A 25646-nucleotide genomic window follows, 5' to 3' on the forward strand; every position below is an offset into this window, starting at 1 on the left:
GCCGCGACGCAATCCGGCGATCAAACGCGTCTTCTCATTGCGGTGAATAGGTCTCTGGAGTAATTTAGAACTTGGTTGGATGAGACGCATGCCCGCTGTCGTTATGCATGCGGTCTGCTCTGGTCCCGGCAGATTGTGAACTCTTTAACAGACCTCGGCGCCGCAAGCTGCGTTCCTGTGGCCGACAGGTCATAGCAGTTAAGGATTTGCCATGCTGCGATGCTGCGCGTTCCTTGCAGCCCTGGTTCTCGTGAGCTTCACGGCCTTCGAAGCTCATGCGGAGCGCAGGGTCGCCTTTGTGATCGGCAATTCCGAATACCGCGACATCCCGGCTCTCAAGAACCCGGACAAGGATGCCGAGGATGTGTCGAACACATTCCGCCTGGCCGGCTTCGACGTGTTCGTCGCCAAGGATCTCACCAAGCTTCGGTTCGAGGAGCAGTTCCGCAACTATCTCGCCGCGGCGGACGGTGCCGATCTCGCCGTCGTCTACTATTCGGGCCACGGTTTTCAGATCGGCGGCGAGAATTTCCTCATCCCGGTCGATGCCTCGCTCAAGGCCGCGGCCGACATCGAGGTCCAGGCGATCAAGCTCGACGACGTGCTGGAGCAGCTGCGGGCGAAATCGAAGATCCAGGTGATCATCCTCGATGCCTGCCGCAACAATCCGTTCCCGCGCAAGGACTATTGGTTGCGGGACCAGCTGATTGCCGCGGGCGGCACCGGACTTGCGCAGGTGAAGAGCTCGCTGAACACGCTGATTGCCTTCGCCACCGAGCCGGGAGCCGTCGCCTATGACGGAGCGAGCGATCTCAGTCCCTTCTCGTCCGCCTTCTCGCGTCGGGCGCTGGCGCCCAACCAGGAGATCCGCACGGTGATGGCGGCGGTTCGCCGCGACGTGGTCAAAGCCACCGATGGCAAGCAGGTTCCTTGGGAGAATTCGTCGCTGATCGACGAGGTGGTGCTGATGCGCCGCGCCAGTCGACCGGCACTGCCGCCGGTGCTGGAAAAGGTCGTGCCGTCGGGCGTCGGACCGGTGGCGCTTGACCTGCCGGAGCCGGTCGATGTCGACGGCGGCGCGGTCACCGTCAGCATCGAAAGGCCGCCGGCGCTTGGACGCCTGACGCTGGACGGCAAGCCTGTCGCTGTCGGCCAGCCGATTGCGGGCAAGGATCTGCCGCGTCTTAAGATGGACGTGCCGAAAGGATCCGGCGCGCAGGAAGAGGTCGACATGCTGGCCTATGCCACGCATGACAATTGGGGCGGTCAATCCCAAGGTATCCTGGTGTTTCGGGTCAAGAACGGGAACGCGGCCGAAGGGCAGCAGCTCATGGCTTCGCTCGAGGCCGAGCAGGAGCAGCAGGTGCTGGAGCGCGGCATTCACATCACCGGCGCCGCCGAGGCGATCGAGAACCGTGACGTAAGCGTCCCGATCGGTGTCGGCCCTGTGCCGCTGAAGCTCGTTTTTCCGACCAAGGATCCCACCGTCAGCGTGAAGCTTGCAAGCTATCCGGCAACGGGAACGCTGTCGCTGCCGGACCGGACCTTGTCTCCGGATTCAAGCCTGATGGCCGATGAAGTCGACCACTTGCGCTACGAACCCCAGATCGGCGCCGTCAAGCCGCTGAGCGTCGGCTTCGAAATAAGGGCCGACAACACGCCGTCGAAGCCGGCGACGATGAAACTGTCGCCAAGCGTCGACGCCTGTGACAGGGAGGCCGGCGAGCCTCTCGACCTGCAGGGCGTCGTCCCCGGCTTGCTGCCGAACGAAATCAGCAGCAACGCCGTGGATGTCTGCCGGGCGGCGGTGAAAGCCTATCCCGACGTCGCCCGCTTCCGTTACCAGCTCGGGCGTGCGCTGCTTGTTGTCGGCAAGGTCGAGGAGGCCAAGAAGGCCATCCAGGAAGCTGCCGACAGGGGGCATGTCCGGGCGGTGTTCGAGCTTGGATATCTCAACGCCACGGGAACGGGAATGCCCGTCAATCGCAAGCAGGCCAATACCTTCTATGCCGCAGCGTCAGACAAGGGCGATCCGTATGGAATGACCTCGTGGGGTCGCGCTTTGTTCAACGGCTATGGCGTCGATCGTGATGCCACCAAGGGCCTGGACCTGCTGCTCAAAGCGGCGGCGATGGGGCACACCTATGCCATGAACGACCTCGCCGCGATTTTTACGGAAGGTCGTAACGGCGTACCTGCCGATCCGGCTCGCGCCGTGGCCTTCCTCAAAGCGGGTGTCGAACGGCAAGACATGTATTCGATGAACCTGCTCGGCCGAAATTATCTCGCCGGCACTGGGGTTGAGAAGGACCCCAAGAGCGCGCTCGAACTCTTCCAGAAATCCATGGATCTCGGCCAACCCTACGCTCCCGGCAGCTTGGCGCGTATGTACAGGGACGGTGTCGGTGTGCAGCAGGACCTTGCTGAGGCGCAACGCCTTTTCGAGGTAGCGACCGACCGCGGTGATCAGTCGGCCGCATATGATCGCGCGGCTCTGGAACTGCAGCGGGGCAACAAGGCGGACCAGCCTCTCGCCGTACGTTACCTTGCTTTCGCGGCGGCGCTCGATGTTCGCAACGAAATTCCAGATGCCAAGGCCACGCTGGCGAAGTTCGGAGCTAAAGCGAAAACGGCGGCCCTGAAACAGCTGCGTGGGGAACTCAAATCAAAGATTTCGGCGGAAGGCTCGTTGGACGTTCAACTGGTCAAGACGGCCAGAGCGGTCTGGGAGCAAGCCAATCCGCGTCGGGACTTGTTCTGATCAACAAGGAGGCAATGGTGGGCAGGGCATCGAAACTGGCAATCATCGCAACATTCCTAACTGGAGTTCTGGCTGTCGCGGGGTGCACCGCCGTGACGCCCCAGGTCGAACCGGAGCCGACGACGAAGCAAAAAGTCGTTCGGACAACGACCACGCCAAAGGTGATCAAGCAGAAGAAGGTCACCGCGAAGAAGCCGATCGAACCGGCGGAGGTAACAACTGAAGCTCCGCCTCCAGTTATTCCAGCGATGGGCGGAGGCGGTAGCGGCGGCAATAGTGGTGGTGGCGGCGGCTGGGGAGGTTGACCCCAAGGGGCGCAAGGCGGCTATACGTGATCGCCGACATTCGAGCAGGCTTGGCTAGTTTGAGCAGGCTTGGCTAGTAAGCATCGGCCGATTGTTGTTGCGCCTCCATCTCCGCCATCTCGATGCCCATTTCGACGAAGGCTGAAAGCACGGTAAACCGGTCCGCGAGCGATACCCGCGCAAGGCCTGCCAGTATCCCCGCGCTGACGGCATGGGCGGTCGGAAATTCGGCTGTCGCCTGATCGATGCCCGAGCCGCCGTCGCGCCAGCCTGCTGCCAAAGCGATCCAGGAAACCGGCGTCGCGGGCGGCACCTCCACGGCCTGGGCCACCGCCTCGCGATGGTCGGGATTGCCGGGTTCGTCGACCCAGTCGCCGACGAGCCCCAGCAATTCGAGGTCCGTGTCGCCGAGGAGTTCGGCAAGGTTGCCCAAGCACTCATGCGCCCACCAGATCGCGGCCCGCTCGGGCAGCAGATAGGCGCAGAAGGTGATTGCCTCCTCCGGAACGCGTCCAGCGAGCAGCGCGCGGCAAAACTCGATCGAGGGCTGGTCTGTCGGGACCGCTTTCATGTCCCGGGCAATGGCCGGGCAAGCGCTGAAGAGATCCCGCGCCGTCCTGAACCGGAGCCCCCTCGCCATGGCTGCCACGCCCTTATTAGGAATAGAGATACTGAAGCCCCAGCGGAGGCGCTGGTCAAGCATTAGCTTAGCAAATGACGGGCGCTCGCAGCGTGTGTTTGTTCACAGACAATCGGCGCGAGATTTGCTATCGTCCGCCGCAGCGAGATCCGCTCAAACAGGGAGTAACGGTCATGCGGTGGGCCAGTTCAGCCTTTGCATTGGCGGCCGTGCTTTTTTCGACGCACGTTTCCGCTGATCCGCTTCAGAAATCCGAAGACATCGTGAAGTTCTTCACCGGCGCGGGCAATCTCGGCGCGACGCGCGGCATCTGCGTCGGCACTGAAGAAGAGTGCAAGAGCAAGAACGACCAGACCGCGGCCCCGACCAAAACCGGGCTCGACATGATGATCAATTTCGCGCTGGATTCCGCCCAGCTCGACCAGACCGCGCGCACCGAGCTCGACGAGTTCGCCAAGGCGCTGAAAGACAACCGGTTGAGTTCGTTCAGCTTCGTTGTCGAAGGCCACACCGATGCTTCGGGTTCGGATCGCTACAATCAGGAGCTGTCGCAGCGCAGGGCGAAATCGGTTGCCGCATTCCTGACCGCGAACGGCGTACAGGCCACCCGGCTCGAAGCTATTGGTCTCGGCAAGTCGCACCCGCGCGTCGCCAATCCCTACGATCCGGTGAACCGCCGGGTCGAGATGCGGATCAGGACGGAATAAGCCGCACGAATCACTCACGCTGCGGACAGCGATCGACGGCAGCGCGACAGAGCCTCAAAGGGTCGCCTGGATCGAGCTTATCAGGGCCGTGACGGCCTGCTTGTATTTCTCGAACTCCGGCGAAGTCTGTCGGACCTGGGTCGTGGTCGTCTGCTGGTTCTGATCGGACGACGCCAAGCGGGTCACCTTCTGACCCATTTTCCGCTCGGCCCAGTCGACGACGTAGCTGGTGGTCTTGCCGGTAAGGAAAGGGTTGGCCTGGATCACGGCGGAGCCGAGCACTGCGCTCAATTGCGCCGAGCCGGGCGCCCCCAGCACTTGGGCAGCCCCCTCCATGCCCAGGAAATGGCAGAGATAGAGCCGCCCGGCGGTGATCTGGTGGCCGCGGGCGCGAAGATAGGCTTCGCCCTCGCGCGCCAGATTGCGCACCATCTCGCGCGACAGCGTGGCGTCGTAGCGGAGCGCGAGCAGGTCGGCGGTCGACAGCGAGCGGGCGAGATCGGGCCGATAGGTGTTCATCATCCGGATCCAGGTCTTGGTGATGAACTGACCGGCACCGGTCGCCGAGGAGAGCGGGTTCTTGGCTCGCGCTTTGCCGCCGCTTTCGACATGGACGATGCGGTCGGTCAGCGTCTCGACGGCAGCATCGCCGTAGCCGCCGCCGGCGCCGCCGGACGCATAGGTGGCGACCGTGGTGACCGTACCCAGCGGATCGATCGCCTGGCCGCTCTGGTAGAGCTCGAAATGCAGGTGCGGGCCGGTCGAAAGTCCGGTGGTGCCGATATAGCCGATGACGTCGCCGGCCTTCACTTTGGTGCCGACGGCGCTCGCGATGGCGAATTTCTGCATATGCGCGTAGCGCGTCTCGCGCCCGCTGGCATGTGCAATCTTCACCAGATTGCCATAGCTGCCGCCATCGCCCTGGAAGGTGATTTCGCCGTCGAAGGCGGCCATGATCGGCGTGCCGACCGGAGCGGCCCAGTCGACGCCTTTATGAATGCGAACGGTGCCCAGGATCGGGTGTTTGCGCGGGCCGAACGTCGAGGTCATCACCCCGCTCACCGGCGTCACCATGCCGTTGGTGACGTTGAGCGAGCGAACCTCGTCATTGCCCGTCACGCACGCATACTGGCCATCGCTCTGCTGGAAGACGAAACAGTCGAGCGTCTTCTCCGTGCCCTGAACGCCGACATAGAGGACCCGTCCTGAGATTTCGCCCTGGCCGCGCGGCGTCTGCGAGTAGATCAGCACCAGCCGCTGGTCCTCGCTGGCGAAGGCGTCGAGATCCTGTCCTCGCGACAGATACATGATGGCCTCTCCGATCACGCTGGTCGGAACCTTGTTGCGGGCGGCCGTCGAATATATCGCATCGAGCAGGCGATATTGGCGCTTGGGCCCGCCTTCGTCGGATGCGCCTGAATAGTTGAAAAGGTCCTCCCGCACCCACGGGTCGACGCCCGACACGAACGCGCCCGCAGCATTGCGCGTCAGCGTGCCGACATAGACATTCCTGGCGTAGATCGAGACCTGCATAAGCGACATGGTGGTGGTCTCGCGGTTCGGCCTGAATCCGCGCATCGCCACGACAAAGCCCGCCCCCAGCCCGTCACGGTTGAACAGCGTCTTCAGCGCTTCGCCCGCCAGCTTCGCGTCGTCGGCGGAGAAATGCGCATCGGCGACGACGCTGTCCAGGCTGCGGTCGTTGAGGATTTTTACGAATGTGTCCTCGGTCGCCTCGAAGCGCTGGTATTCGCTGCTGACGGTCGCAACGGTCGTGTTGTTCTCGATCTGGGTCTTCTTGAAAGCGGGAAGGGCGGCCTCGCCCTGGTCGACGGTCTCGCCCCAGCCCGCTTCCGGATCATCGGCATCCGCCTTGGGCGCTGAACTGGCAGGAGCTTCGCTCTCGTCGGGTGCGGCCTGAAGGTCGTTCTCAAGATCGCCTTGCTGGTCGTCGGCTGCGCCCGGAGCGAGGGGGGCGGCTTGCCGATCCTGCGGCGCCGTTGCAGGAGATTTCGGCGCGGTCTGCCGCTGCGCCTGGAAGAAGGCGAAATCCTCCTGCGTCGAGGGGATCGTCGTCATGAATTTTTCGCTGGCGCTCAACATTACATCGGACAGGATTTCGATCTGCGGCGAGGCGCCGGAACTGTCGAGCTCGGCCGGGCGCGCGACGGTCTTGCCCTTGGCCGTGTCGGCATCGGGCGCCAGCGTGATCCACATCGGATCGCCGGCGAGGTCGATGATGGCCGGCACATAGACCGAAGCGTCGGGCGGCACGTCATCCATCCCCTCGACCGGATGCAGTTCCTCGTCCTCGTCGCCGAAGGACCAGTAATCGCGTGTGAGGTAGAAACCCGTGGCTGTCGAGACGAGGACGAGTGCCGCAACGCCGGAAAGAATCCAGCGCCACAGCTTGCGTCGCCGCTCGGCAAGGCGCGCCTGCTTCTTCAGTTTGAAGCTCGTGTCGATGCTGTGCGTCACGGGCCGTTCCCGCTCAGGAAATAGGTCCAGCGCACCTGCTCCTGCGTGTCGACCTCGACAAAGCGCGCCGCGATATGGCCGCGCTGCCAGCATTCGTCGATGCCGCGGATCGAGAAGCGGCGCCGGTCGATGCACATCTCGATCGATCCGGTGAGGATCGCATGGCCGAAGACGTCCGTGGCATAGATGTAGATGTAGCGGTTGGTCAGCTCCTCGCGGATGACGTTGACGCATTGGTTGGCGCCGATCGTCCACCAGCCGTCGGTCTGGTCGGCATCGTCGACCTTCTGTCCGACGGCGAGGTTGACGACGTCGAGCGTCTGGTTGCAGACGGTGAATTCGGCATGTGCCTTGTTGACGGATAGCATGGAGAGCAAAGCCGTGCCGGCAAGCGCAGCAAGCTTCATGCGGCCGATGCGATTAGCAACAGGCCGGATCGGTCCGCGCTCCTTGCGTGACTGGGACAGGGTGGAAGAGAGCAGGCGGCAGAGAACCATCGGCGTCGGCGCTATCCGCCAAGCCGGAAATACTTGGCGGTGGCCGAAAATCCGGAGTCGTCCGCCTGGATCTCCTTAAGGATCCGGGGCAGCACTTCCGAGGCGGGGGTCGGGCCCGCAAACATCGCGGCCTGGACGTCCCGTGGCCCGGTGATCACCAGGATGACCTGAGGCAAAGCCTTGCCGGCCGCCTTGTCGTCAGCGGCGAGATCGATGGCGATCTTGAAGGTCGCCCTGTCCGGCTGCGCGACCATGCGGCTGTCGAGGTTGAAGGCGGTGCCATTGTGGTTGATCAGCAACACGCTGGAGATGAGCCCCCCGCGCGTCACCAGCGTGCCGCTGATCGGTGATCCGTCGGGCACCGATGTCCGGTCGAGCACGAGCTGCGGTCGTTCAGCCTCGCTTCGGTCGAGAAGGTGCAGGAAGGTGGGTACGCCGCATTGTGATGGGGTAATCAGGCGCACGCTGATGTCCGGCTCGACGTTGAACCTGGACTGGAACGCACCAAGCAGTTGCTCGAAAGGCTGCACGGCGGTTCCGAATCCCTCGATGGCCGCGGATGTGCCCGTTGCCGATGTCAGGGTCGCGTAGAAGCAATTGCCGCCGCTGAAGTCGCGCACCCAGGAGGCGCGCTGAGCCAACGCGTCGGTTTTGTTTGCCGGCGGCGGAACCTGGGGCTTTGGCAGATTGATTGCGACGTCGGTATTTTGAGATGGCTTGTTGGCCGGCGGTGGCTGCGGCAGTGGTGCCGGTTGTGTGGTCGAGACTTTCGGCCTTGCCGGCTGAGTAGCCGCTTCGGGCGCTGCCGGCTGGCGCGCAGTCGAAGCCGGCGCCTGATTTTGGTTTTCCGTAACTTGCGGCGCCGGCGTCTTCGACTTCGACAATTTGGACAGAGCGTCGACGAGGTCGGATGCGCTCGGTTTCGTCGCCGGCGGTTTTGCTTCCGGCGCCGCAGCAGCTTCCGCCGTCGGGCTCGACGGCTTTTGGTTTTCCGCTGCTTTCGGCAGGGGTGCCGGCAAGTTCTCGACCGACGGCTGAGCCGGTTCGGCCTCCGCCGGCTGCGAGGCTTTCGCCTCGTTGTTTTTGGCCAGGCTCTCTGAAAGGGCAGGCGGTGTCGGCTCGGATTTCTGTCCGGTCTCTACTTGCGCCTGTTTCTGGGCGGTCTTGTCCTGCGGTTGCGGCGCAGCCGATGGGGCCGGCTGTGTCGGCTTCTGCTCAGTCTCGGCCTGCTTCTGGACGGGTTGTGTCGTGTCTTGCGGTTGCGGCAGAGCCGGAGCGGCAGGCTTTGCCGGCTCAACGGTGGCTGAGCTGTCCGCCTTCGGTTCTTCCGGCTGCGGTTCGGCCGGCGCTTGCCGCCGAGGTTGCGGTGCTTCTGGCTGAGGCGTCGGTGCCTCCGCTACCGGCTTGGGCGCTTCCGCGACGGGTTTTGCCGCCGGCTTCGGCGTAAGAGGCCCAGGCTTTTCAACGGCGGGCGGAGTGACCAACGCGCCGCTGAAATAGACACCGGCCGCCGCCAGGACTGCCAGAACCGCGACGCCGCCCGTTATGGCCGGGATCCGCGAGGGCTTTCGCTCCGCAGGTCGGCTTGACGCACTGGCCGGAGCCGCCGCCGGCGCCGGCCTCGGTTGCGACAGGTGCGCAGGCCGCACATGCGGAACGAAACGCGGTTCGTCGGGAACAGCAGAAGCCGGGGGACTGGTGTTTGGCAAGGCCGTCCAGCCGGCGCGTGGCAAGCCGGATCGTTCCCGCGGAGCAAACGATCCGGGCGGCGGCAAGGTCGCGTCGAGATCGTCGTCACGCGTTGCCCTGGCGATCTCGGCCATGCTGGCGGGCCGGTCTTGAGGATCCGGCTGCAACATCGCTTCGATGAGTTCGCGGAAATCGGGATCGATGTCCGACAAGTCCGGCACGGTGCGGCGCTTCTCGATGACCTCATATTGCGAGCCGCTCATGTCGAGCGGCTTCCCGCGCAGCGCGGCCGCCAGCACCAGGCCGAGGCTGTAGATATCGGATTGCTCGGCGACCTCCCCGCCATAAAGGCCGAGCTGTTCGGGCGAGACGTAATTGTATTTGCCGGCGAATTTGCCGCCGATCAGCGTCTCGCCGCCGACATTCGCCGAGCGCGCGATGCCGAAGTCGATGATCTTGGCTCGCTCGACCCGGCCGCCCGGCAGGATAATGTTGTCGGGCGAAAGGTCGCGGTGGACCGCGCCGGCCTGATGCACGGCGCTCAGGCCCGAGGCGAGGCGATGGCAAAGCCGACGCACGTCCGGTGGCGCCATCGGGCCGCGCCGCATGACATCGAACAGCGACTGGCCGTCGACGAACTCCATCGCCAGGTAGGGGCGGCCGATCCCCGGATCGATGGTGAAGACGTGGTATCGCACCACCGCGTCATGCGACAAATGGTTGAGGATCGAGGCTTCCTTGCGGAACAGCGACAGAATGGTTTGGTCGCGCGCGAACTCGGGCAGCACGATCTTGATCGCGACATGGTCGCCGGTCTGGATATTGTGGCCGCGATAGACTTCGCCCATGCCGCCGGATGCGATGCGCTCGTCGAGCTCGTAGATGCCGCTGAGCTGCGTGCCGACGCCAGTATTTGCGAGGTTCGGCGAAATCCGCGTCCTGTCGTCGTCGCTCATCTGTCTCAGCCCCTGGACCGATCCGCATCGAGCGGTCCGTTGCGTCCGTCGCCGATCCTGACCAGCACGATGGTGACATTGTCCGTTCCGCCGCGCGCCAGCACCGTCTCCAGCAGCTTCTCGCACGCGGCTTGCGGCGGCGCGGACTTCACCGCCCCTTCGATCTCCGCGTCGCTGACATGCGCGGTGAGCCCGTCGGTGCTCAATACGAAGATATCCCCCGGCATCAGCTCGCCTTGCTGAAAATCGATCTCGAGTTCGTCGCTGACCCCGACGGCGTGGGTGATCACATTGCGGCGCGGCCAGGTGAGCGCTTCCTCGGCGCTGATCATGCCCCGGTCTAGCAGCTCCTGGACTTCGGTATGATCCCTGGAAATCTGCGAGATAGCGCCGCCGCGTACCAGATAGATGCGGCTGTCGCCGGCCCACAGGCCCGCGAACCGCCCCTCCATGGCGAGCAGGGCGGCGAAGGTGGAGCCGATGGTGATGCCGCGCGAACGCGATATGTTGCGGATCTCGGCATTGGCGCGGCTCAGCCGGTCCTCGAAACGGGCGCGAAGGTCCGGCGCCGAGCTCGCAATGCCGATCGTCGCCAGGTGGTCGACGATGCTGGCCGAAGCGACCTCGCCGGCCTCATGGCCGCCCATTCCGTCGGCCACCACCCAAAGGCCGGCTTGTTGCTCGACCAGATAGTTGTCTTCGTTGTGGTCGCGCACACAGCCTTTGTGGCTGACGCCGAAACTCTCAATGGAAAGGGCGACAGTGCTCAATTTGCCACCAAGCGCTTCGCGAGCGTCCTCTGTGACGAACGATGGGCCGCGTGCCCAGGCCAGTTTGCCACAAGCGCATACTTTAGAGTATCAAAATGAAGGCGAGAGACGGTGGTGCTCGGGAACGATCCGATCGACCATGACAGCGCCATCTCAGAATGCCTTCGGACAGCTGAACCCGGACAGCGCCGGGAGCAGGAAGGGATTGGCGCCAGAGCCGCTCTCCATCTTGTAGGCGACATCGCGTCCGCCGATCACGAAGCGCGCCTCGGCGCCGGCGCCGTTGCTGGTGACGCTCGCCTTGTCCAGCAGGCGCTTCAGAGCCCATGGCCCTTCGAATTTGAGGGCGGACTCGCGGCCGGGCATCTCCGGCGTCAGGCTGAGGCTCGCGGATCCGGAAGCGCCGCCGCCCGGCCATGTCACCGTGCTCGGCGCATTGCCGGCCTGCGTGCTTTGCACCGTCTGCCCATCTACGTTGAGCACCGCGCTATCGACCTCGCTGTTCAGAGAGGAGGGCGTGAAGGTGATCGAGACCGACGGCGCCGAACCGCCGGAGGGGAAGAAGGCGCTGCGGATTTCCGCCGCCGCCTGGAACGCGTTCAAGGTCGATTTGGCGAGGTCGCGGCTGGAGCGGGCCTCCTGCTTCCAGGTCCAGTCCTGGCCTGTCATGTCGATCAGCGGCGCCAGGTTCTGCGCAAAGAAACGGTCCATCAGGCCGCCCGGTGCGAACAGCTTGGCGAAATCGGCAAGAGAGATTTCCTCGCTGCCGTCGCCGGCAAAGGGATAGTGGCCGTTGACGGCTTCCTCGCAGGGGCGCGTGACCGTCTCGTCGAGCATCTGGTTGAGGTTGGCTACCGAAGTCTCGGCGACATTGCCTTCGAACTCGTCCGCCGCCGCGTCGACCATGCGCGCGAGCTGCTTGGGCAGGCGCGAGGCATTGGCGCGCATCGTCGAAATCTGCAGCTTCAGGTTCGCGTTGACGCGCTCCGTCTGCGCGGGGACATCCGCTGCCAGCTTCACGCTCTGGTAGATGTCGTGGAAGTTTTGCGTCAGCGCATCGAGCGGGCGGCGACCGCTGGAGCCGCTCACCAGCGCTTGGAACGGCCTGAACTGCGCCTCGACGGTGGCGCCGGCATTCTGCGTGGCGGACGAGCTTGCCCCGGCGCGGCTCTGCGACTTGCCGCCGGCGATCTGCAGACCGATGCGGGCGAGACCCTTGGCCATAACGACCGGGTCCTGCTGCGCCGTTCCGGTGTCGCCTGCGAAGGCGGCGCCGTCTTTTGTCAGGGCGGTTTCATCGGCAATGGCCGTGAACAGCCGGTCCAGCGGCGAGCCCGGCGAGGCGGCGGCCGAGAGCGTGATATATTGCGGCTTGTCCTTCAGCATCGCCTTGAATTTCAATTGGTCGAGCGCGCCGTTCCAGGCGGAGGCGAACTCCTTGCCGTAGCGATCGATGAGTTCGGGGCCGAGCCTGGGCAGGTCCTGATCGATGCCGCCCTGCTCGCCGCCGCCGCCGAGAACCCACTGGTCATCGACCAGCATTTGCGCGATGCGCGAGAGCTGCGGCAGGTAGAAACCGTTGAACCCCGCCTTGGTGTAGAGGCCGGGAACGCCAAGGTCGGCGAGCTCTGCGCCGTCCATGCGTTCGAACAGCAGCTGCGCCTCCGGACCGGCTTTGGCGGCAACGGAAAAATCCTGGAGCCTTGCCGCATAGACCGCCGATCTGATCAGCGCCGACGCGCGGTCGGCAAGGCTCATGCGTCCGAGCGAGCGTTGCGCGGCCTCGACCAGCGGCTGGTTGAGCTCGAACACCGGGTCGTAGGCATCGTCGAGCGCCAGCATGGCGCGCAGATGCTTTTCGAGCTGCGCGCGGCCTTCGCGGTTGTTCTCGCCGGGGTAGCGGTTTTCCTCCCAATCCTGCTTCATCCAGGAGACGATCAACTCGTCGTCGACCTTGGGCGCCTTGCCGCCCAGCATCAGATAGATCTTCAACGGTTCGTAGAGCGCGATCGGGTCGGCCATCTTGGCCTGGATCGTGCGCTCCGCCTGAACCAGCAGACGCGAGCGGAAGCTACGCTCCAGCGCCTGCCGATAGGCGGATTTCGACGCCGACAGAAGCCTCTCCCGCTGGCTGAGCCCGAAACTCTCCTCGATCGGCTTCGTTTGGCCGGCGGTCTCATATCCCGCCGGCAGGTTGCGCAGTTGATCGAGCGGGCCGATGACGTTCTCGAGATCGACATCGGTGACGGTCGTGCTCCTGAGCAGCGAATCCGCGCTGTCGCGATACTGCGCCATCGCCTGTCTCGTGGAGCCGATCAGCGACTTGTTGGCAAAGTAGCTGAGGCCCAGCACGCCGAGCGCTGCAAAAGCTGCCAATGCGATTGCGGCGAGGCTGCCAAACCTGGCGAGCCTGGCGCGCCGCTCCGCTGTCTTGTCGAACGAGACCCAGCCGGCCTCGGGGAAGATCACCTTCGCCAGAAGATCATGCAGGAAAAAGCTCTTGCCGGTACCGGAAAAATGCGCCTGCGAAGCACTGCCGAAATTGCGGCCGATCGCGCCCAGCACTTGGTCGATCGGTGTTCCTTCCTGCGTGCCCGACGAGAAATAGAGGCCGCGCAGGCTGACATTCACGTGGGCCCGCGAGGCATCGAAAAGGCTGGTGACGAACCGCACGACGCGGGTTCGCAGCGCGGCGAATTGGGCCGGGAAGCCGAAGATCGCGATGCGCGCCACCGGATCAGTCTCGTCCTGCAGGCGGTCGGCGATCTCGTCCGCAAGCTGCCTGGCCAGCGCGTCGAACTCGGCCGAGGTTTCGCTGACCATGTTCCTGTTGCGGTCGGTGGTCTGGAACGTCGCACCCCAGACCTTGCGCCGGCGGACTTCATCGAAATCGCCGAAATAGTCCATGAAGCCGGCAACGAGGTCCGCCTTGGTGAAGAGCAGATAGACCGGGAACTGGATCTTCAGCGTCTCGTGCAGCTCCCGCAGCCGGCTTCGTATCTCGGTGACATGCGCATCGAGCTGCTGGTCGTCGAAGCCGATCAGATCGGCGACGCTGATGGCGAGGATCACGCCGTTGATCGGCTGCCGGGTGCGGTACTTCTTGAGCAGTCCAAGGAAGCCGAGCCAGCTCGCCTTGTCGCGCTCGGCATCCGAATCCTGCGTCGTGTAGCGGCCGGCCGTATCGATCAGCACGGCATCCTCGGTGAACCACCAGTCGCAGGACCGCGTGCCGCCGACTCCGGCCAGCGGCTGGGCATTGCCGGAGCCGGCAAGCGGAAATTTCAGCCCCGAATTGACCAGCGCCGTCGTTTTGCCGGCGCCCGGCGGGCCGATGATGATGTACCAGGGGATCTCATAGAGGAAGTTGCGCCTGCCGCTCGACTGCTTCAGGGTCGCGATGGCCTCGCTCATACGCGCTTCGAGCACCCCTGAATCGTCGTTGCGGTCGCCGCTGCGTACGATGCCCGTTTCAAGCGCGTTCTGCGCCTTGCGCGCTCGCCAGAAGCGGATGCCGTAGAAGAGCGCGAGCAGCGCAACGGCCACGCCGATGATCGTTGTCCGGAGCCAGACCGGTCCGAGCGGACGTGTATCGGCATACCGGATCAGCGGCCCGGCATACCAGACCGCAGCCGAGAAGCCGGCAAGCGCGAGCAGGCTGAACAGCCGCAGCACCCAGCGCATCAGTGCCGCTCCACGCCGCGCGCGCTCACAACGTCTCCTCCTTCGGGATCATCACGTCGATGCGGCGGTTTTTGGCGCGGCCATCAGCCGTCGCATTGTCGGCGATCGGTTCGTCCTCGCCCTTGCCATCGACCCCGACCCGCGACGGGTCCTTGAGCTCGTTCGCCACCATCGCCTGGACGGCTTTGGCGCGCGCGACGGAAAGATCGAAGTTCGATTTGAACTGGCTCGACTTCTTCGGCTTCACATTGTCGGTGTGGCCGACGATCCATATCGGTCCGGGCTCGGCATTGAGAGCCGTGGCGATGTCCGCCGCAATGGGCTGGAACTCCGGCTTCAGCTCGGCTTGCCCGGGCGCGAACAAGAGCTGGTTGCTGATTTCGACCACGATGAAGTTGCCCTTTGTGCCGACCATCAGCCCGCCGCCGGCGATTTCGTTGGCGAGCGCGGCGCGGATGCGGTCGATCTGGGTGATGGTGGGAACGTCGATCTGGGTGACGGTGGGAACGGCAGGCGGCGACGGGGTGGCTTCCGGCGGGGCGGCTACCGCCGGCTCGGCAACAGGAGCGACGCTCGCGCGCTCGATGGTGACCGGCGTTGAGGGATTGAGCGCCAGCAATTCGCTGGCTGTTGCGTCGCCCTCGTCGGTGATCAGGATCCGTAGTCCGAAGAAGGCCGCCGTGACCAGGGTCGCGGCGGCGGCCGCGACCGCCCATAGCGGCAGCCGCGCCTGGGGCTTTGACAGCGCCGCCGCCATGCCTTGCCAATGGGGCGAGATGCCGTCCCCGGCGCGCGGTTGAAAATAGCGGATCGTGTCGTAGACGTCGCGCCGGACGCGTTCGAGCGCGTCCCGTTCGCCGACCCTCCCACGATACTGCCCCTCGAACCCGAGCGAGAGGCAGGCATGCATCAGTTCGAGCAGGTCGTTATGACCCTCCGGCCGGCCCAGGATCTTGTTCAGCGCCTCGTAGAAACCGGCGCCGGTGGGCTTGGTGTGGAAGAACCGAGCCACCAGGCTGTGCGCGCTCCAGCCGTCGTCCTTCGGCCAGGGCAGGTTGCCGACCAGATCGTCGGCGGTTTCGCATAGAGCAAATTTAGCAATCCGCGCGTCTTCCTCGGCGATGCCGGCTTTCGCCATCTCCCGCTCGAATGTCTCGATCGCTTCGGTGATGTGCTCTGCCAAAGGGGCCGCCTGCCGCTCGACCGGCATCAGCCGCAGCTGGCTGAACAGCACCAGCAAGGGCGCCGCCGCAGCGAGGACTGGATTTGCCGCGGCGTATTTCACGCCATCCGCGGCGCTGAGCAGGATTTCCTGTTGCAAGGCGGGTGCCGCCGCTGCAGCCCCTGGAACCGCGTTTTGAACGACCACGGTTCCGGAGGACCAGCCTGTCGGCATCCGCCTGCCGACGCCGGCGTCGAAAACCGTCGATTCCCTGGCGGGTGGCGCAGCGGGCTCAGCGCCAGCCGAAGAAGAACTCGCGGGAGCCGCGGGCGAGCGTTGTCTTGGCCGTGGCGCTCGGATGACGGTCTTGTCCGCCGGCCGGGAGGGATCGTCCTTCGAACTCATCGGCGATCCACCGTCGCGGCGCGGCGAACATTTCCTTGACGGGAAATGAGGTCGGCTTGCGGCTTTTCAAGCCGAGCTTTGGGGGCGGGCCGGATGGAAAGGCTCATCTCGCCGAAACATGACATTGCTGCACACGCCCCAAGCCACGCCGCTTTGCCCGCCAGGCAAGCTTCCGTACGCTATCCTAACCGTACAGGCAGCTGATTGAAATCGGAAAGCAGGATGCTCGAAGCAGCGCTTTCTTCTGTGAGACCCGTCACATAGCCCGGGTCCACCTACTTCTGCTTGCTGGCCTTGGCATAGGCTTCGCTGAAATAGACCAGGAAGACGTCGAGCATGCCGTTTTCATGCTTCTCCTCCATCGTCCGCCAGGTGGCGACGAGGGCATCCCACGCCTGGCTCTTCTTGGATGAGAAGGAGGCCGGCGGGAGCTTCCTGGCGATGGCTTCCGGCGACAGGTCGTCGAGCAGCCTGGAAAGCGCTGCCTGCATGGCGGCGTAAGTTGCCAATTCATGCGTCTTGAGGTCCCGGAAGGCGTCCTCGACGCTGTGCGCGGCGTCGAGATAGCCGGTCCGGCGTTTGGCGAACATGATCTCCAGTATGTCGTCGGTGCCGGGAACGAATTTCAGCGGGTTGTTGTTTTCGGCGCTGATCATCGTGCGGTTGGCGCTCTTGGCCAGCACCTTGGCCGCCGCGCGCGCCTTAAGCAGCAGCGACAGTTGCTCGACCGTGGTTCTGAGCACGGTACCGATCTCGGCGGCCACCTCATGCGGATCGCGCGATTGAAACAGGTCGGGCGAAATGCCGGCCGCCCTCGCGATATCCTGCAGCAGCATATCGGTTCCCGCCGGCTGGCTACCCGGCTTCGCCGGCGCTGGGGGCGGCCGCAGCGCCGAAGATGTCGATGCCGCTCCCGTCCCGGGCCGCTGTTCCGTCCGACTGAAGAAGGGCTCTTTGCCGAGCTCCAGCGGTTTGCCCGTCGATGGCGGCAGTTCGCGTTGCGTCGACGCTGGCCGGGTTCGCGGGTGGCCGGCGGCGGCGCCTTCCTCGTCAATTGATACCGCAACGACATAGCGGCCGATCAGCATCCGATCGCCATGCGCCAGCCGATGCGGACCGGCCATGCGCTGACTGGAGCCGTTGACGAAAGTGCCGTTGCGCGAGATGTCGTAGAGCCAGAAGCCGCCCGCCTGGAAGCGGACTTCGCAATGCCGGCCCGAGATGATCTTGTCCGGATCGGAAAGCGTCCAGTCGCAATTCTCGCGCCCGATCTCGAAACTGCGGTCGCGGGCGGCGTAGCTCGCGGCGGCGCCGGATGGCAGCCTGTCGACATTGCTGATCTGGAGCGAGATGAACATCCGGAAGCGTCGCCGAACTTGGTCAACAAATGCTTATTCTTCACGCAACTCCGAACGGAAAATCGCTATGCGGTGTTCCGGGAATTGCCCTGGCATTCTAGCAGCTTGCGAGCGCGGCGGGAGAGGAGCGTTTCACACCGGCGCTTGGCGGGTTTAGCCACAGCTGTTGTTTGGCCGCCACCAAACATGTGCTAGGCTGAAAAAGGTCCAGTGCGGTGGGTGCGAAAAGTTCCCGAACGTGATGCGGTTAACATAGCGGGGGCTTCAATCCATCATACTGGCGGCCGCGTCCAGGAGGGGCACGACCCATGCCGAACGAACGCGCCACGGTTGTGCAGACACCCGTCGGCGGCGATGTGCTGACCTTCACCCATCTCGTCGGGCGCGACGAGATCAGCCGTTGTTTCGCCTATACGGTCGGTTTCGTCTCCAAGAGCCAGGACGTCGATCCGCTGAAGATGCTGGGCGGCGTCGTTTCGGTCGAGGGCGAATCCGATCCGAAACGCTGGTTCAGCGGCCTTGTGTCGGAATTCAAGCTCATCCGCATCGAGGACAGGCTCGCCTTTTACGAGGCGATGGTCAGGCCATGGCTCTGGTTCCTCGGCAACACCACCGATTGCCGCATCTTTCAGAATATGACGGCGGTCGAGATCGTCGAGAAAATCTTCTCGAAATACGGCATCGCGAAATTCGAGAAGCGGCTGCAAGGGTCTTATCCGCAGCGCGAATATTGCGTCCAGTATGACGAGAGCGATCTGGATTTCGTGCAACGGCTGCTCGAGCACGAGGGCATCTTCTATTTCTTCGAGCATGACGAGGGTAAGCATACCCTGGTGCTCTGCGACGCGATGAGCAAGCTGAAGCCGGCACCCGGCTACGAGAAGGTGCTCTACAATTTCGAGGGCCAGGGCTCGCGGCGCGACGTCGAGTACATCACCGAATGGATTCCAGGCAGCGCGGTGCGGCCGGGGGCCTATGCCCACACCGACTTTGATTTCGAGAAGCCCGGCGCGGATTTGATGGCGAAGTCCGCCCAGCCGTTCAGCCACAAGGAGGCCGCGGGCGAAAACTATCGCCAGCCCGGCGCGCATCTCGATGTCGGGCGAGGCGACACGATTGCGGGAATTCGCCGCGAGGAGCTTCAGGCCGTGCACCAGCGCAGCACGGCGGTGGGCACCGTGCGCGGCCTCTTCTCTGGCTGCAAGTTCAAGCTGGAAAGCTTTCCGCGCGACGACCAGAACCAGGACTATCTGGTGATCAGCGCCGAGTACCGGCTGTTCGATCCGGGCTACCGGACCCAGAACGAGGCCCATAGCGAGAATTTCAAGGTGGTGCTCGGCGTGGCGCCCGCCACATTGCCCTACCGGCCGCCGCGCATCACCCCGCGGCCGATCATGCGCGGCCCACAGACAGCGACGGTGGTGGGCCCCTCGGGCGAGGAAATCTTCACCGACAAATATGCGCGCGTGAAGGTGCAGTTCCACTGGGACCGCCTCGGCAAGAAGGACCAGAATTCTTCCTGCTTCGTGCGGGTGTCGCAAACCTGGGCCGGCAGCGGCTGGGGCTTTATCCAGATCCCGCGCATCGGCCAAGAGGTGATCGTCGACTTCATCGAAGGCGACCCGGACCTGCCGATCATCACCGGCCGGGTCTACAACGCCTCGCAGATGCCGCCGTACGGGCTGCCGGGCAATGCGACGCAGTCGGGCTGGAAGTCGAACTCCTCGAAAGGCGGCGGCGGTTACAACGAGCTGATGTTCGAGGACAAGGCGGGCTCCGAGCTGGTCAATTTCCAGGCGCAGAAAGACCACCATCTGCTGATCAAGCACGACCGCAACAAGCTGGTCCAGCACGACCAGTCCGACCGCATCGACCACGACGCCAAGCACTCCGTCGGCCACAACCTCGACGAGGACGTCGGCAACAACAAGACGGTCAAGATCGGCGTCGACCAGACGACGAATATCGGGTCGAACGACACCGAAACGGTGGGGGCGAACCGCTCGCTGACGGTCCATGCGAATGAGACCATCCACATTGTTGCGAATTCGACGGAGAATATCGACGCCAACCACTCGCAGACGGTTGGGCTGGTGCAGACGGTGACGGTGGGTGCCGCGCGTGTGGATACAGTTGGGGCGGCTGAGGCGAGGACGGTAGGCGCGGCGCAAATGAACACGATCGGGGCGACACGCTCGGTCAGCGTCGGCATTAGCCAGAGCCACAGCATCGGCGCTAGCGACTCCTGGACCATCGGCGCGGGACAAGACATTAGCATCGGTGCCGGACAGACAGTTGCCATCGCGGCGTCCCAGGTGACCGACGTAGGCGCCTCACGCGCTGCCAACATCAAGTCGAACGACAGCACCGACGTCGGCGGCGGTTACATCCTGAAGGTAGCGAAGGGCAGCCTTACCGACGTGAAGGAGAATACCGGCATCAAGGTCGGTAAAAGCCTGTCAGTGGAAGCAGCCGACGACATTACCCTCAAGTGCGGCAGCTCCAAGATCGTGATGAAGAAGGACGGTACCATCATCATCGACGGCAAGGACATCACGGTGAAGGGTTCAGGGAAAATCAACGTCAAGGCATCGAGCGATGTCATCATCAAAGGCTCGAAGATCAACGAGAATTGAGGGACGTGATGGGCAGAGTCAAGAGCACGATCGATGGCGTTGTGATCGGAGTCTTCATGGGGTTCGGCGAAGAAGGCGTACCTCTCGTGGTCTTTGCCGGCAATCCTGAGGAAACGGCGCAGCCTGCGCGTAGCCTCAGTGAATTGTCTTCCGATATGGTCGGCAAGGCAGTGGCTTTGCTTTTCCAGGAGGGCGATCCGCGCAAGCCGCTGATCGTCGGCCGCATCGTCGAGCCAGTGCGCAGGCCTGGCGTCGAGGTTATCAGCGACGGCAAGCGTGTACGCATCCGAGCCAATGACCGGCTCGAACTGCGTTGCGGCAAGGCATCTATCGTGATGGATAGTGATGGGCAGATCGTCATCCGCGGTTCATACTTGGTCAGCCACTCCAGCGGGCCGAATCATATCCGTGGCGGCTCGATCAATCTGAACTGATGTCGCCGGTCGAAAGCTTCCATCGCCCCCGCATCGCTGGCCTTGTGGTCAGACAGCACGCGGAACAGGTAGCCTTTCTTTGGGTGCAGCGCGAGAGCCTTCTTGCGCAAGAGCCGCCCGCGGCGGTGGCAGCTAAGGATATCGGCGACCGTATCGAAGCCAACATGGACGGACTGCGTATCGCAGGCCAGGCCGCGTGGCCGAGCCTGCACCAGCAACTGCAAGACTATCCTGACAGTGGGGAACTGTTTGCCTTTGCTTGGACCGCGATCGAGTTCAACGATCCATTCAGGCTTTCAGAAGCGGTGGGGCATGCCCGCGAGCTGACACCGAGCCCGTCCGGGTTCATCGGCGCGCTGCGGTGGCATGCGGCCGACCGAATCGGACCGCATGTGAGGGACTGGATCACCGATGCCGACGCCTTCAAGCGCTTTCTCGGCGTTTCTGCATGTCTGGCGCATTCGGTCGATCCAAAGAACCTGCTGCCGCGGTTAGCCCGCGATCCCGATCCCCGCGTTCGTGCGGCGGGCTTACGGCTGGTGGGCGTCCTCAAACGAGCCGATCTCGCCGGCGCGGCGAACGCTGCGCTCAACGATTCCGACGAAGGTGCGCGATTCTGGTCGGCATGGTCGCTGGTTGAACTGGGTCATGCCCGGTTGGCGCAAAACGCATTGAGGGCAGCGGTTGAAACGCCGGGAAAGGACAGGCTGATAGCGCTCCGCGCCGCGATCAAGGGCGGGCCTGAAACGGAAGTTCGGGCATGGCTCGGCGGATTAATGCAGTCGCCCCAGACCGCCTCAATCGCGGTTCGCAGCATCGGCATGTTGGGCGATCGCGGCCGGCTTGCCTGGCTTGTCGAGAGGATGCGCGAGCCGCCGGTATCGATCGCAGCGGGCGCATCATTTGCGGAGTTATTTCCAGAAGCTCCTTGGGATGAGCTGTCCTCCGCCGACATGGAAGAGGTTGGCCCGGACTTCATCGACTACTTCAGCGACAGCATCGTACGCGTGCCGCTCGCCGATAAGGTTGCTGAATGGGGCAGAGCGGCCGGCGCCCTACGGAACTGAAACGACGTTACAGCTCTCAATTTCCAGTCGGATCAGGCGCCGATGGGATGGCCAAAAAAATACCTTTGTCCCGGGACAAATCTTCTGACGTCATCGCTATCGAGGAATGTCTCCAGTATTGCCGTCGCCTGAAGCGAATTGAGTTTGACCGGGCTGTCAAAGAAGGCGGCACAGTTCACGCCGGTGGCGGCCTCGAAGATGAGACGGTGCCGATGAACGCGGCCTATTTCCGGCGCCGCGCCGCCCACCCGTTCAAGCAGCTGCCTTGCGAGCTTGACCACGTCGAAAATCTTGCCACCGAGGACGGGGGTATTGGGACCCGGAAGCTGGCCCCGCATCAGCGACAACGCGTCCCCTACCTTGGGAAAGTACTTCTGCCGATTGACGATGTGAACGGTATCTTCATCCTCGGATTCGATGGACTCGTCGGCGCCCCTGCTTATGGGTCCGTTGGTGTCCTCGAGCAGATACGACAATTCTCTCTCGATCTGATGGCGGGTTTCTTCGTCCGCTGCGTCATTGTGCAGGGTCAGCAGCAGCCCGATCGCGTCAGGGTCTAGCGTCAGGCCCAACGCCGTTGCCATGAAGTACTCCGATCCGGAGCCATCCTTCTCGAACGGCTTGAAGACGTTCTTCACAAAGCCAAGGGTGCTGGCCAAGCCAGCCAAATTGGTGACCGCTCGCCAGACGAGATAGGCATCGCTGCCCTTCATGATTGCGGGAATGCGGCGCAACGCGGAAGAATCGCCCAACTCACAGGCCAGAAAGAGGCCTGCTATCTGTTCCCAGGTTTCATCGCTTCCAAGCAACCGGAATGGATCATAAGAACGCAAATCGACTCCAGGAACATGGAATCCTATCGAAAGGGTCTTGAGAGTGGATTCTGGAACTTGAATGTATTTCGACATTGTAAAGCCTATGGAATGCAATCGTTTACGTTCTCAAGAATAGTCTGTGCGTCCTCAATCTCCTGGCATTCACCCGTATCCATCACATCCTGTGGACATACGTTTGATGGCTCGTTGCATCCGCCGGCCATGTGAGGTGTTAAGTGGTTCAAGGAATGGTAGGACTTCTTCCCGGCGACAGCATTCGGCCCTCTTCTAATGGGTGAGCCTTTCCCCGTTTCCCAGGCAAGAATGCAGCCATCCTTCACTCCGGTCGCTTCAAAGGCAATCTTGGCTTCCTGCGCCGGTGTATTGACCCCCCCAGAGGTTCTCGCGCCCTTCGGAATGTCGAAATACATGGCGCAGCCCTGATTGTCATTGTTGTGGACATTCGGACAAGCCGGTTTGCCGGCTTTCCGCAGCCGGCGATGCTTTGCTTTAAGTTGCAACATCCTCTTTAGCGAGGCTTCGTAGAGAGCCTTATTAGCAATCTGCGCGGCGTTCCCAGTCCTCATCTTCTTGATCTTGTTCGTCCAGAACGTCTTTTCCTTAACCACGGGATAGGCCTTGCCGGTGGAAGGGTCCTTCTGCCATTCGTGCAGCGGGCCACCGCAGCACGGGCAGTTCCCGGCCTTCGCGGCCGCCTTGGCATCCTTTGCATTGAGGGACTCGAGCGGCGGCGCCGGCGGCGTCGCGCCAACATAGGACGCATGGTTGCTCGTCGTGATGTCAAAATGGCGGCAGACGTTCTTGCCTTCGAACTTCACCGACATGCACCAAGCCTGAAAGTAGGTTTTGCCGGTGATCTGGTGGGTCACGACCGAAGATCCGAACGTGCGGGTTGCGGCCTCGTTTCCGAGCATCGGCTCCTTGTAGTAGGATTTCTGCGCCAGCGCGGCGGGCTTACCGCCGATCAGCACGGTCTCGGAGCCTTCCTTCAGATTGTTAGAGAACGACGTGTCCGGGTAGGGAATTGGGATGGGCCCAGCCGGTGGGGATGGCGGCGACAGGCAGACATCCGGAAACCGCGCGATCGACTTGTTCATGCCGTTCTTTCCGGCAATCTCCCATTTTTCCGCGAAGACGTTCTTGGTCATCTCTCTCAACCCTATGCGGTAACGATCGCCGCTGCGCGGCTACCAAACGTCGAACTGCCGTAGAGCACCGCGGAAGGCCCGGGTGCATAGCCGCGCCGGAAGGCTTGCTCGGCCCATGCGAACTGGATGGAACCCGCAGCCGCTCCGCAGTCGCCGATGCAACTCGCCGCCAGCCAGACCAGTTGTTGCGGCCTGACTGTGCGCATCACCCGCATTTGCGCCACCACCAATTCCTCGAAAGCGTAGGATTCTCCGGCGACGTCGGACAGGCGGAAGGCAACATCGTGAATCTCCACCCTGGCTTCCGCCAGGGCCGTCCGCAGCGCAGAGGCTAGGCCGTCCGCGCGTAACGGCTCCTCGTTGACCACTGTCGCGGTCTCGCGCGCCAAGCCGAGGCCATGCACCGTCACATGTGATTCGAGCAGCGGACGAGCGCTGACGACGGAGATGCTCGCCGCCTCGCCAGGAATGAGGCCATCCGTGACGATGCTCGTTTTGAGACGGCCCGCCTTGTCGAGCCAGCCGAGGGTGCGCGAATCGATGAGCGTATCCACGGCCAGGATGATACAGGCGGGAACTTTGCGTTCGGCGAGCAGCTTGCGCGCGTGCCAGACGCCGACAAAGGTGGACACGGCCCCTTCCGTCACATGCACGGAATGCGGTCCGACAAGAGATGCGCCATTGGGCAGCGCCAGCCCGCCCGCAATACCGTTGAGGCGCGGGCCTGGAACCTGCGGTTCACGCGTGCACAAGATGATCGGCATCTCGCCCCAAGGCAGCCGGTCCGCCTGTTTTGGGTCGACCTGATCGACGGCCAGACGCGTCAGGGCAGCAACGCGATCGCGGCCGCGCATCGTCGCCGGCAGGGCATCCACTGACGCGCCACGTATTGGCTCGCCGTCGGCATCGCGATAGGAAAGTTCGGCGAACGCTGCTATGTTTGCCCGCATAGCGGCCGCCGTACTCCCCGCCGAATAGCCGACCGGCGACACGAGGCTAAGGCAGGAAATGACCGTCATTTTAGGCGCCTTATCTCCTTCAGAGCGGCAACTGCGACTCCCAGCCCCGCATAGTGCGGTTTCTCGCCCTCGCGGGGGATGAGGTCGTTGCCGACTTGAACCTCCTCAAGTCTCACGAACTTGCGCGGCAGCTTCGTGCCTAACCGGCCCACCAGTACGATTCTGCTTTCGTGCGGAACGATGATGAGCGTATCAGGCACCATCGTCTTCCGTTCCAAATGGTCGTCGAACACGAAGCGCACCGGCACTGACAGTCTCGGCAGTTTTACCCCGAACCGACCTCTCTCGTTCATCCCGATGCAGCCGAAGACCATTCCCTCGCCCAATCTGTCGAGCCATTGGTCTTCCGGCGCCGCCTGAAAATAGCGGTCATCGAAATCCTGCGGCAGGAATGGCAGCACGTTCTCCATCCAGTTTTTGTCGTAGGTGCCGGCATAGCGAGCGCGTTCCTTCGCAAAGCGCGGTACAGGGCCGAACCCGACGGGATGCGGCCGATCGTTCCAGATGCGCATCCGCGATTGCGGGTGCTCGACACATGGCAGCGGGGTGCCGTCGATATTGCCCTGACCGGCAAGGTAGCCGCTGCCGATCGGGTTGACGGCGTCGCTGCGATGCTTCGCTGGGTCGGAATCCGTGCGATCGGTGCCGCCGAAGGCAAGGTGCCATGCCAACGGCATTGAGGTGAAAGGGGTCGGCCGCGAAGCCTGGATACCCAGCCCGCCTCTGAACCAGCGCCGTTGGCCAGTAACCACCGCGCACTTGTCTAATCCGGGGCCGACCAGGCGTACTTCGACCGATTCGGCCTGCCGCCCCTGTGGGGCCATCGCCACCGCGTCGAGTAGGACCTCGCATTTGGGTTTGACGGGAGCGAAATCGGTTTCGACGCGGATGGAGGTGAATTCCGGATCGCCGTAATGGGTATCAGCGTAGACGAAGGGCGACTGCTGCTTGCTCGGTGTGCAGTTGCCTTGCTCGTCGACGTCGTATGTCGCTCGCACGACGAGAACGCAGAACTTCGCGCAATGCTTGTCCTGATAGGGAAAAGTCTCCGCGAGAAACGGCGTCGTGTTTTGACTGACGAACATCAGACTTGT

19 protein-coding genes are annotated in these 25646 nt (G+C 63.3%); 6 read left to right on the forward strand and 13 right to left on the reverse strand.

The genetic code is table 11. The features are described from left to right. Positions 1 to 211: 211 nt before the first annotated feature. Together CK218_RS04395 and CK218_RS04400 are read left to right on the forward strand one after the other, a co-directional pair. A complete protein-coding gene (locus CK218_RS04395; RefSeq protein ID WP_095826987.1) occupies positions 212 to 2761 on the forward strand; it encodes a caspase family protein in 2550 nt (849 codons plus the stop codon). Positions 2762 to 2853: 92 nt separating this feature from the next. Beyond that, positions 2854 to 3066 carry a hypothetical protein gene (locus tag CK218_RS04400; RefSeq protein WP_245434883.1) on the forward strand — a complete coding sequence of 71 codons (213 nt, stop codon included), beginning with the start codon at positions 2854 to 2856 and terminating at the stop codon, positions 3064 to 3066. A gap of 73 nt (positions 3067 to 3139) precedes the next feature. On the opposite strand, the gene CK218_RS04405 is transcribed toward CK218_RS04400, so the two are convergent. Continuing rightward, on the reverse strand, positions 3140 to 3769 hold the full coding sequence (locus tag CK218_RS04405) for a hypothetical protein (RefSeq protein ID WP_245434885.1): 630 nt from the start codon (positions 3767 to 3769) through the stop codon (positions 3140 to 3142). 110 nt (positions 3770 to 3879) lie between these two features. Between CK218_RS04405 and CK218_RS04410 the strand changes: the two genes are divergently transcribed. Then, positions 3880 to 4413, forward strand: coding sequence for an OmpA family protein (locus tag CK218_RS04410; RefSeq protein WP_170950256.1), 534 nt, complete (start codon positions 3880 to 3882; stop codon positions 4411 to 4413). Between the two features lie 54 nt (positions 4414 to 4467). Here CK218_RS04410 and CK218_RS04415 read toward each other — a convergent pair whose 3' ends face one another. The 8 genes from CK218_RS04415 to tagH all read right to left on the reverse strand — a co-directional run bounded on the left by CK218_RS04415 (position 4468) and on the right by tagH (position 17412). Next, positions 4468 to 6891, reverse strand: coding sequence for a M23 family metallopeptidase (locus tag CK218_RS04415; RefSeq protein WP_095826989.1), 2424 nt, complete (start codon positions 6889 to 6891; stop codon positions 4468 to 4470). Beyond that, entirely contained in the window at positions 6888 to 7298 is a 411-nt protein-coding gene (locus tag CK218_RS04420) for a DUF1036 domain-containing protein (RefSeq protein ID WP_095827213.1), read from the reverse strand. Before CK218_RS04420 ends, CK218_RS04415 begins: the two co-directional genes overlap by 4 nt. 101 nt (positions 7299 to 7399) lie before the next feature. Next, positions 7400 to 10033, reverse strand: a complete 2634-nt coding sequence (locus CK218_RS04425; RefSeq protein ID WP_095826990.1) for a serine/threonine-protein kinase — start codon at positions 10031 to 10033, stop codon at positions 7400 to 7402. A gap of 5 nt (positions 10034 to 10038) precedes the next feature. Further along, positions 10039 to 10803 carry a protein phosphatase 2C domain-containing protein gene (locus tag CK218_RS04430; protein WP_095826991.1) on the reverse strand — a complete coding sequence of 255 codons (765 nt, stop codon included), beginning with the start codon at positions 10801 to 10803 and terminating at the stop codon, positions 10039 to 10041. Between the two features lie 153 nt (positions 10804 to 10956). Further along, a complete protein-coding gene (tssM, locus tag CK218_RS04435) occupies positions 10957 to 14487 on the reverse strand; it encodes a type VI secretion system membrane subunit TssM (protein ID WP_179294425.1) in 3531 nt (1176 codons plus the stop codon). A 25-nt stretch (positions 14488 to 14512) separates the two neighbouring features. Further along, positions 14513 to 15808, reverse strand: coding sequence for a type VI secretion system protein TssL, long form (tssL, locus tag CK218_RS04440; RefSeq protein WP_245434887.1), 1296 nt, complete (start codon positions 15806 to 15808; stop codon positions 14513 to 14515). A 133-nt stretch (positions 15809 to 15941) separates the two neighbouring features. Then, positions 15942 to 16124, reverse strand: a complete 183-nt coding sequence (locus tag CK218_RS31035; RefSeq protein WP_245418631.1) for a hypothetical protein — start codon at positions 16122 to 16124, stop codon at positions 15942 to 15944. Positions 16125 to 16329: 205 nt separating this feature from the next. Then, positions 16330 to 17412 (reverse strand): type VI secretion system-associated FHA domain protein TagH, encoded by a 1083-nt coding sequence (tagH, locus tag CK218_RS04445; protein ID WP_095826994.1) that lies wholly within the window; start codon positions 17410 to 17412, stop codon positions 16330 to 16332. Between the two features lie 308 nt (positions 17413 to 17720). Here tagH and tssI point away from each other — a divergent pair, with 308 nt between their 5' ends. Genes tssI through CK218_RS04460 form a run of 3 tightly spaced genes read left to right on the forward strand, consistent with a single transcriptional unit; the run spans position 17721 to position 21549 of the window. Next, positions 17721 to 20048 carry a type VI secretion system tip protein TssI/VgrG gene (tssI, locus tag CK218_RS04450; protein WP_095826995.1) on the forward strand — a complete coding sequence of 776 codons (2328 nt, stop codon included), beginning with the start codon at positions 17721 to 17723 and terminating at the stop codon, positions 20046 to 20048. 8 nt (positions 20049 to 20056) lie between these two features. Beyond that, positions 20057 to 20482 carry a DUF6484 domain-containing protein gene (locus CK218_RS04455; RefSeq protein WP_066989091.1) on the forward strand — a complete coding sequence of 142 codons (426 nt, stop codon included), beginning with the start codon at positions 20057 to 20059 and terminating at the stop codon, positions 20480 to 20482. After that, the gene (locus CK218_RS04460) at positions 20482 to 21549 is read left to right on the forward strand and encodes a HEAT repeat domain-containing protein (protein ID WP_095826996.1); all 1068 of its coding nucleotides are present in this window, start codon (positions 20482 to 20484) and stop codon (positions 21547 to 21549) included. Before CK218_RS04455 ends, CK218_RS04460 begins: the two co-directional genes overlap by 1 nt. A gap of 32 nt (positions 21550 to 21581) precedes the next feature. Here the strand turns inward: CK218_RS04460 and CK218_RS04465 are convergent, their stop codons facing one another. The 4 genes from CK218_RS04465 to CK218_RS04480 are packed head-to-tail and all read right to left on the reverse strand — an operon-like array spanning position 21582 to position 25637. Further along, positions 21582 to 22457: a hypothetical protein gene (locus CK218_RS04465; RefSeq protein WP_143749598.1), complete on the reverse strand. Its 876-nt coding sequence runs from the start codon at positions 22455 to 22457 to the stop codon at positions 21582 to 21584. 8 nt (positions 22458 to 22465) lie between these two features. Then, positions 22466 to 23533, reverse strand: coding sequence for a PAAR-like domain-containing protein (locus tag CK218_RS04470; RefSeq protein ID WP_066989084.1), 1068 nt, complete (start codon positions 23531 to 23533; stop codon positions 22466 to 22468). An 11-nt stretch (positions 23534 to 23544) separates the two neighbouring features. Further along, positions 23545 to 24552: a hypothetical protein gene (locus CK218_RS04475; RefSeq protein WP_143749599.1), complete on the reverse strand. Its 1008-nt coding sequence runs from the start codon at positions 24550 to 24552 to the stop codon at positions 23545 to 23547. Then, positions 24549 to 25637 (reverse strand): DUF2169 domain-containing protein, encoded by a 1089-nt coding sequence (locus tag CK218_RS04480; RefSeq protein ID WP_179294426.1) that lies wholly within the window; start codon positions 25635 to 25637, stop codon positions 24549 to 24551. Before CK218_RS04480 ends, CK218_RS04475 begins: the two co-directional genes overlap by 4 nt. Positions 25638 to 25646 lie beyond the last annotated feature (9 nt).

Origin of the sequence: Mesorhizobium sp. WSM3879, from assembly GCF_002294915.1 — a bacterium.
Taxonomy (GTDB): Bacteria; Pseudomonadota; Alphaproteobacteria; order Rhizobiales; family Rhizobiaceae; genus Mesorhizobium.

Coding starts and splice junctions, on each gene's coding strand:
- CK218_RS04395 (WP_095826987.1), top strand. CDS start 212: ATGCTGCGATGCTGCGCGTTCCTTGCAGCCCTGGTTCTCGTGAGCTTC.
- CK218_RS04405 (WP_245434885.1), bottom strand. CDS start 3,769: ATGCTTGACCAGCGCCTCCGCTGGGGCTTCAGTATCTCTATTCCTAAT.
- CK218_RS04410 (WP_170950256.1), top strand. CDS start 3,880: ATGCGGTGGGCCAGTTCAGCCTTTGCATTGGCGGCCGTGCTTTTTTCG.
- CK218_RS04420 (WP_095827213.1), bottom strand. CDS start 7,298: ATGAAGCTTGCTGCGCTTGCCGGCACGGCTTTGCTCTCCATGCTATCC.
- CK218_RS04425 (WP_095826990.1), bottom strand. CDS start 10,033: ATGAGCGACGACGACAGGACGCGGATTTCGCCGAACCTCGCAAATACT.
- tssM (WP_179294425.1), bottom strand. CDS start 14,487: ATGCGCTGGGTGCTGCGGCTGTTCAGCCTGCTCGCGCTTGCCGGCTTC.
- tagH (WP_095826994.1), bottom strand. CDS start 17,412: ATGTTCATCTCGCTCCAGATCAGCAATGTCGACAGGCTGCCATCCGGC.
- tssI (WP_095826995.1), top strand. CDS start 17,721: ATGCCGAACGAACGCGCCACGGTTGTGCAGACACCCGTCGGCGGCGAT.
- CK218_RS04455 (WP_066989091.1), top strand. CDS start 20,057: ATGGGCAGAGTCAAGAGCACGATCGATGGCGTTGTGATCGGAGTCTTC.
- CK218_RS04460 (WP_095826996.1), top strand. CDS start 20,482: ATGTCGCCGGTCGAAAGCTTCCATCGCCCCCGCATCGCTGGCCTTGTG.
- CK218_RS04465 (WP_143749598.1), bottom strand. CDS start 22,457: ATGTCGAAATACATTCAAGTTCCAGAATCCACTCTCAAGACCCTTTCG.
- CK218_RS04470 (WP_066989084.1), bottom strand. CDS start 23,533: ATGACCAAGAACGTCTTCGCGGAAAAATGGGAGATTGCCGGAAAGAAC.
- CK218_RS04475 (WP_143749599.1), bottom strand. CDS start 24,552: ATGACGGTCATTTCCTGCCTTAGCCTCGTGTCGCCGGTCGGCTATTCG.
- CK218_RS04480 (WP_179294426.1), bottom strand. CDS start 25,637: ATGTTCGTCAGTCAAAACACGACGCCGTTTCTCGCGGAGACTTTTCCC.